The following is a 7,208-nucleotide window of genomic DNA, read 5'->3' as shown; positions in this document are numbered from 1 at the left end:
CTGGCGCTGGCCGGCGCCATCATGTGGCTCACCCCCACCACGCCCACCCCCAAGGCCAAGAACGTCTCCGACGTGACCACCGCGCCAACGACCGAGGCGGCGACCACGCCCACGACGCGCCCGAGACGCTCGCGTACCCCCAGGCCCAGCCCGCAGACCGTCGGCACCCCGAGCAACGTCCCGACGGCGGGATCGACGGCCGATCCGACCGGGGACCCGACCGCGAGTGCCACGCCCGCCGCCGGCCGGCTCAGGCTCGTCTACGTCCGCCCGGGCGGCGCCAAGAACGGCGACTGCTGGACCGGCGGCGAGGTCACGCTCCAGGCGATGGTGCAGCGCACGGGCGGGCCGCTGACCTTCCGCTACACCTGGTACATCGACAACGTCGCCGTGGGCCGCTCGTCGGCGCTCGTCACCGAGAACGGCCAGCGCTTCCTGACCTCGCCGCAGAGCCTCAAGAGCACGGGCGGCGTCCATCGCGTCACGCTCCGGATCACGTCCCCGGTCGCCACCCAGCGGACGATCTCCGTCACGATGTGCGACCGGGGAACCTACTGACGGTTCCTCAGCTGGTCGAGCAGGTCGAGGGCGGCGTCGGCGATCACCGTGCCGGGCGGGAAGATCGCGGCGGCGCCCGCGGCCCGCAGCTCGTCGTGGTCGCCGGGCGGGATGACGCCGCCGACCACGATCATGACGTCGGCGGCGTCGAGGCCGGCCAGCGCCCGGCGCAGCGCGGGCACCAGCGTCAGGTGCCCGGCGGCCAGCGACGACACGCCCACGATGTGCACGTCGGCCTCGACCGCCTGCCTGGCGACCTCCTCCGGCGTCTGGAACAGCGGGCCGACGTCCACGTCGAAGCCGAGGTCGGCGAACGCGGTGGCGATCACCTTCTGGCCGCGGTCGTGCCCGTCCTGGCCCATCTTGGCCACCAGGATGCGCGGGCGGCGGCCCTCGGCCCGCTCGAAGTCGGCGCACGCCCGGCGGACGCGCTCGATGTTGGCGGAGGGGCCTGACTCGTCGCGATACACCCCAGAGATGGTACGTACCTGCTCGGCGTGCCGGCCGAACACCCGCTCCAGGGCGTCGGAGATCTCGCCCACGGTCGCCTTGGCCCGGGCGGCGTCCACGGCCAGCTTGAGCAGGTTGTGCTCCAGGCCAGGCGCGGGGTTGTCGGCGGCCTTGGTGAGCGCGTCGAGCGCGCGCTGCACGGCGCCGGGGTCGCGTTCGGCCCTGAGCCGGGCCAGCTTGTCGAGCTGCTGGGCGCGTACGGCGCTGTTGTCGACCTTGAGCACCTCGACGGCCTCGTCGCTCTCGGCGCGGTACTTGTTGACGCCGATCACGGGCTGGCGGCCCGAGTCGATGCGGGCCTGCGTACGGGCGGCCGCCTCCTCGATGCGGAGCTTGGGCAGGCCCGCCTCGATGGCCCTGGCCATGCCGCCGGCGGCCTCGACCTCCTGGATGTGGGCCCAGGCGCGTTCGGCGAGGTCGTGGGTGAGGCGCTCGACGTAGTAGGAGCCGCCCCACGGGTCGATCACCTTGGTGGTGCCCGACTCCTGCTGGATGAGCAGCTGGGTGTTGCGGGCGATGCGGGCGGAGAAGTCGGTGGGCAGCGCGAGCGCCTCGTCGAGGGCGTTGGTGTGCAGGGACTGCGTGTGGCCCTGGGTGGCGGCCATGGCCTCGACGCAGGTGCGGGCCACGTTGTTGAAGACGTCCTGCGCGGTCAGCGACCAGCCGGAGGTCTGGGAGTGGGTACGGAGGCTCAGCGATTTCGGATTTTTCGCGTTAAATCCAGAAACCAGGTTGGCCCACAGCAGCCGGGCGGCCCTGAGCTTGGCGACCTCCATGAAGAAGTTCATGCCGATGCACCAGAAGAACGACAGCCGTGGCGCGAACCGGTCGACATCCATCCCGGCGTCGACCCCGGCCCGCAGGTATTCGACGCCGTCGGCCAGCGTGTAGGCCAGCTCCAGGTCGCACGTCGCCCCGGCCTCCTGGATGTGGTAACCGGAAATGCTGATGGAGTTGAATTTCGGCATCTTCTCGCTCGTATAAGCGAAAATATCCGAAATAATCCGCATCGACGGCGTCGGGGGATAAATGTAGGTGTTGCGGACCATGAACTCTTTGAGGATGTCGTTCTGGATGGTCCCCGCGAGCTGCTCCGGCGCGACCCCCTGCTCCTCGGCCGCCACGATGTAGAGCGCGAGGACGGGCAGCACGGCGCCGTTCATGGTCATCGACACGGACATGCGGTCGAGCGGGATGCCGTCGAACAGCTGCCGCATGTCGTAGATGGAGTCGATCGCCACCCCGGCCATGCCCACGTCGCCGGCCACGCGCGGGTGGTCGGAGTCGTAGCCCCGGTGCGTGGCCAGGTCGAAGGCCACCGACAGGCCCTTCTGCCCGGCGGCGAGGTTGCGCCGGTAGAAGGCGTTGGAGTCCTCGGCCGTGGAGAAGCCCGCGTACTGGCGGATGGTCCAGGGCTGGTTGACGTACATGGTGGGGTACGGGCCGCGCAGGTAGGGGGCCACGCCCGGGTAGGTGCGCAGGAAGTCGATGCCCTCGAGGTCGTGGGCCGTGTAGAGCGGCTTGACCCCGATGCCCTCCGGCGTCTCCCACACCTCACCGGCGTGCTTCGGCGCCTGCGGCCCGTCCTTGGGCAGGGCGTTGAGCGGGATGCCGGAGAAGTCCGGGATCATCGGGTCACCTCCAGGTCATCGAAGGTCTCGCGGAGCACGGCCAGCGCGTCGCAGCCCGCGTAGAGGTTTCCGTCCACGCCTTCGTACTCCCCCTTCCCCGCCAGCCAGACTTTCCTCGCACCGGCCTTGCGCAGTGCGGTGGCGACGGCGGCGGCGTGCTGGGCGTAGAGCTTGTCGGTCGAGCACAGGCAGGCGACGGAGGCGCCGCTCACGGCGAACGCGGTGGCGATCTGCTCGGGATCGGCCCCGGGACCGGCGGTCTCGGTGTCCAGCCCGCCCGCCTGGAAGAGGTTGGCGGCGAACGCGGCCCGCGCGGTGTGGGCGGCCACGGGCCCGATCGTGGCGAGGAACACCGTGGGCCGCTCGGGCCGCGCGTCGGCCAGGTCGCGCAGGGCCTCGAACTCCTCGGCGTAGCGGACCCGGGGCAGGCCGCCCGTCTCGGAGGCGGCCTGCGCGGGCGTGGGCGGTCGTACCGGCTTCTCGTGCACGTTCGGGAACTCGCTCACGCCCGTGATGGGCAGGCGGCGGTGGGCGACGTCGTCGGCGCGGCGGGCGCGGGTGGCGGCGATCCGGTCCGCCACGAGCCCGGCGGCCCGGGTGATCCCGCCGGCCGCCTCGATCTCCTGGAACCAGGCCCACGCGCGTTCGGCGAGGTCGGCGGTGCGGCGCTCGACGTACCAGGAGCCGCCGGCGGGGTCGATGACGCGTCCGAGGCCCGACTCCTCCAGCAGCAGCGCCTGCGTGTTGCGGGCGATGCGCCGCGAGAAGGCGTCCGGCAGCCCGAGGCAGGCGTCGAACGGCTGCACCGTGACCGCCTCCGCGCCGCCGACGCCGGCGGCGAAGCAGGCCAGGGTGGTGCGCAGCATGTTCACCCAAGGATCGCGGGCGGTCATCATGGCCGAGCTGGTCACCGCGTGCTGCCGCTGGCCGCCGTGCCCGGCGGCGCCACACACCTCGGCGACCCTGGCCCACAACCGGCGGGCCGCGCGCAGCTTGGCGATGGTGGCGAACTGGTCGGCGGTGGCGGCGTACCGGAACTCGATCTGCCCTAGCGCTTGCTCGACTGAGAGCCCGCCGTCCGTGAGCGCCCGCAGCTCGGCGACTCCCCGGGCGATCGAGCAGCCCAGCTCCTCGGCGTCGCTGCCGCCCGCGTCGTGGTACGGGGTGGCGTCGACGGTGACGGCCCTGAGCCCCGGGAACCCGTCGGCGCAGCGCCTGGCCAGCTCCAGCCCCGGACCTTCATCGGCGGAGGCGCCCAGGTTGCCCCGCACGGCGCTCCCGCGCCCGAACAGGACCTCGGCGGCCTCGCGTACCCGGTCCCCGGCCTCCAGCACGACCGGCGCCAGGTCGAGGTAGACGTCCTCGATCACGGCGCCCAGCGCGTCCACCGGGATGGCGCCGTCCCCGACGACGAGCCACAGCGAGGTGACCCCGTTCTCCAGGTCGGCCAGCACCGCCTCGGGGTCGGCCACGGCGTGCCGCTGGCGCACGTCCCAGCCGGGGGTGCCGCGGGCCCCGCGCACGTACGGCGCCTCGCCGGGCAACCCCGGATCGCCGGGCAGGTCGTCCAGGTCGTAGAGCGGCGCGACCGTCACCCCGTCATAGGTGGCGGTGGACAGCGCCTCCTCCGGCGCCTCCGTCTCGATGCCCGACTTGCGGAGGACCTCGACCGCCAGCGCCCGCCAGCCGTCTCGCGAGATGGACTCGAACCCCGTGGCCAGTTCCATGGTCGGATACTAGGCGGAGCTCCGAAGGTGCGGTAACCCCGGGTCCACCCCAGGCTCGGTGTGTCGCCGACCCCGGTCCACCCCAGATTCAGGGCCCAGATTCAGGACGCAGATTCAGGGCCCAGATTCAGGACGCGGGCGCCTCCCACGTCAGCCGCCACGTCAGGGGGCCCACGACGCCGTCGTCCTCGAGGCCCTGCCGCCGCTGGAACCTGCGGCACGCCTCGCGCGACCCGGAGCCGTACGCCCCGTCCACGGCCAGGTCGAAGCCGCGCTTCTTCATCTGCGCCTGCCAGGTGCGCACGTCCTCGCCGTGCATGACCGGCGGATACGTCAGCAGCCGCCCGGGGAACGGCGGCGCGGCCGGCTCCGTGGGCGGGGTCCCGCCCGGCCGGGGCGCGCCCCGCCGGATCCAGTCGTAGAGCGGGTCGCCGGGGCAGTCGGTCGAGTAGCCGTCGCGGTGTCCCTTGATCTCCTTGCCCGCGCGGCCCTTGTCGCGCAGGTACTGGACGGCGTCCAGGATCGCGTGCAGCACCCCGTCGGGCGGCTGGACGAGCCCCGCGTTGCCGACGAGCCCCAGCACCGCGTAGTGGCCGGCGTTGAGCCCCGGGCCGTTGGCGGCGGGCAGGTGGTGCGGGCCCCGCCCCTCGAACACCTTGCGGTGCGGGCAGGCGACCATGGTGTTGCCGGTGAAGTAGACGGTCCCCTCCCGGCGGGCCAGCCAGCTCTGGTTCTCGGTCCGGGGACACCAGATCCGGCCGCGGTAGGTCTCCCTCCGGATCCTCAGGGCCGGCCGGGGCATGACGGAGTGCCGGCGCCGGATCGTGGTCAGCCACATGCCCGTCTCCGGCAGGCGGCTCATGGCCGCTCCCGACCCCGACAGCAGCGCGGCGAACATGAACGCCTCCGCCGCCGCCCGGTCCCCGCGGGCGAGCCTGTCGCGCCCGGCGTCGCCCGCCGTCAGGGAGGTCTCCAGGAACAGGGAGAGCTGGGCCCGGGTCAGCGACAGGAGGAATGCGTACCCCGGCACCCTGCCGGGCGCCACCTCGACCAGCTGCCGTCCGGCGTCGGCCGGGAGCCGGAACTCGACGAGATCGTCCCTGACCGTCTCCCTCCAGCGGGACGCGCCCGCGGCGGGAGGGCCGAAGACCCCGTGGAGCGCGGCGCGGACGCGCATGAGATGCGCCGGATCCCGCCGCGACCGGTGGATCGCGACCCCGCTCGCGCTCGACTCACCCTCGGCCGCGAACCACGCGACCAGCTCCACGAAGGCGTCCGACCACTTCGCCTCGGCCGGCAGGTCGGCGCAGGGCGCCGCGACGGGGATGCGGTCCCGGTGACCGATGGTCTCGGTGGTCACCCACAGGCGCCGCGTGTCCTCCCCCGTCTGGCGCTCCACGGGCCAGCGGTGATGGGGGGTGGTCAGGGAGGAGTGGGCGGGCCCCTCCATCCGGATCATCTCCCGCTCCATCGCGGGGAACACGCACACCTCGAGCACGGGCTGCCACTCGGACATGCCCGTGTCGTGGTCGAGCGTGAGCGCGACGTCGCCCGCGCGCAGGTCCCGGTACGACTTCCAGCCCTGCCGGGTGAGGAGCTCGGTCTCCTCGTCGACGCAGTAGCCGATGTCGATCCAGCCGTTGTCGTCCATGTGGAACGCCTGGATCGACCGCACCAGCGAGACGCACCCGCTGTGGTCGGAGACGATGCCGGGGTCGACCCTGCCGCCCGTGTAGTGGACCTTCACTCCCTTGGTGGAGTCGAGCTGCGTGTAGTCGCCGCGCGGCGAGCGGGCGTTCCAGTCTTTGCGTAACACCAGGTCGATGGCCACGGTGAGCTCCGAGAGTCGCTGTCGAGACCACCGAGCGTAACGCGGGGCATGCGGACGGGTCCTGAAGTTGGGTGATTTTACCTAGGGTCTGATCACCCGTCTGTCCGTCACGATCGCGGTGATGAGATCGTGCGGCGTCACGTCGAAGGCCGGGTTCAACGCCTGGGTGCCCTCAGGCGCCACGCGTACACCTCTGACCGTCACGACCTCGTCCGCCCCTCTGTCCTCGATCTCGATGTGCTCGCCGGTGGGGGTGTTCTGGTCGATCGTGGACTCGGGCGCGACCACCACGAACGGCACCCCGGCGCGCTCGGCGCCGAGCGCGAGGGCGTACGAGCCGATCTTGTTGGCGGTGTCGCCGTTGGCGGCGATGCGGTCGGCGCCGATGAGCACCGCGTCCACCTCGCCCTTGGCCAGCAGGTACGGCCCCGCCGAGTCGGCGATGAGCCGGTGCGGCGCCCCCATCCTGGCCAGCTCCCAGGTGGTGAGCCGGGCGCCCTGCAGCAGCGGGCGGGTCTCCAGCGCGAGCACCTCGGTCAGCCGCCCGCGCTCGTGGAGCGTCTGCACGACGCCGAGCGCGGTGCCGCGTTCGACGGCGGCCAGCCCGCCGGTGTTGCACACGGTCATGATCCGCAGCCGGTCGCCTTCGAGCAGGTCGGCCCCGCGCTCCCCCATGGCCACGCAGGCGGCGATGTCGTCGTCGCGCACGCGCAGCGCGGCCGCGAGCACGGACGCGTGGCCTTCCCGCAGGTGGGCGGCGGCCCGGTCGACGCCCCACGCGAGGTTGACGGCGGTGGGCCGGGCGGTGCGGAGCCTGGCGATCTGCGCGGGGTCGCCGTCGGCCAGCACCACGCCGAGCACGGAGGTCAGCAGGTCCACGGAGGGCCGGACGGAGGCGGGGTCGAGTTCGGTCAGCACGTCGTGGCGTCCGGCGTCGGCGGCGCGGGCCAG

The 7,208-nt window shown here is 72.7% G+C and carries 5 protein-coding genes; 1 reads left to right on the top strand and 4 read right to left on the bottom strand.

The window, feature by feature from the left end:
- Nucleotides 1-558 (top strand): hypothetical protein (locus ACWDX9_RS56990; protein WP_449971415.1); only part of this gene is annotated, 558 nt, incomplete at its 5' end.
- On the opposite strand, the gene scpA is transcribed toward ACWDX9_RS56990, so the two are convergent.
- The 4 genes from scpA to mtnA all read right to left on the bottom strand — a co-directional run.
- Nucleotides 552-2,699, bottom strand: coding sequence for a methylmalonyl-CoA mutase (gene scpA, locus ACWDX9_RS56985; RefSeq protein WP_449971412.1), 2,148 nt, complete (start codon nucleotides 2,697-2,699; stop codon nucleotides 552-554). The genes ACWDX9_RS56990 and scpA overlap by 7 nt on opposite strands.
- Nucleotides 2,696-4,426: a methylmalonyl-CoA mutase family protein gene (locus tag ACWDX9_RS56980; protein ID WP_449971410.1), complete on the bottom strand. Its 1,731-nt coding sequence runs from the start codon at nucleotides 4,424-4,426 to the stop codon at nucleotides 2,696-2,698. The genes scpA and ACWDX9_RS56980 overlap by 4 nt, the downstream gene beginning before the upstream one ends.
- A 127-nt stretch (nucleotides 4,427-4,553) precedes the next feature.
- Complete coding sequence (locus tag ACWDX9_RS56975; protein WP_449971408.1) at nucleotides 4,554-6,257, bottom strand: peptidoglycan-binding protein; 1,704 nt, start codon at nucleotides 6,255-6,257, stop codon at nucleotides 4,554-4,556.
- An 81-nt stretch (nucleotides 6,258-6,338) separates the two neighbouring features.
- The coding region (gene mtnA, locus ACWDX9_RS56970; protein ID WP_449971406.1) for an S-methyl-5-thioribose-1-phosphate isomerase at nucleotides 6,339-7,208 on the bottom strand (870 nt) is incomplete at its 5' end.

The sequence above is a fragment of the Nonomuraea sp. NPDC003201 genome (assembly GCF_053590415.1).
The sequence above is the reverse complement of the archived record's forward strand: the minus strand, read 5'-3'. Positions and strand labels throughout refer to the sequence as shown.

Bases quoted from the DNA above. Each gene is read 5' to 3' on its own strand.
- scpA (WP_449971412.1), bottom strand. From the start codon at position 2,699: ATGATCCCGGACTTCTCCGGCATCCCGCTCAACGCCCTGCCCAAGGAC.
- ACWDX9_RS56980 (WP_449971410.1), bottom strand. From the start codon at position 4,426: ATGGAACTGGCCACGGGGTTCGAGTCCATCTCGCGAGACGGCTGGCGG.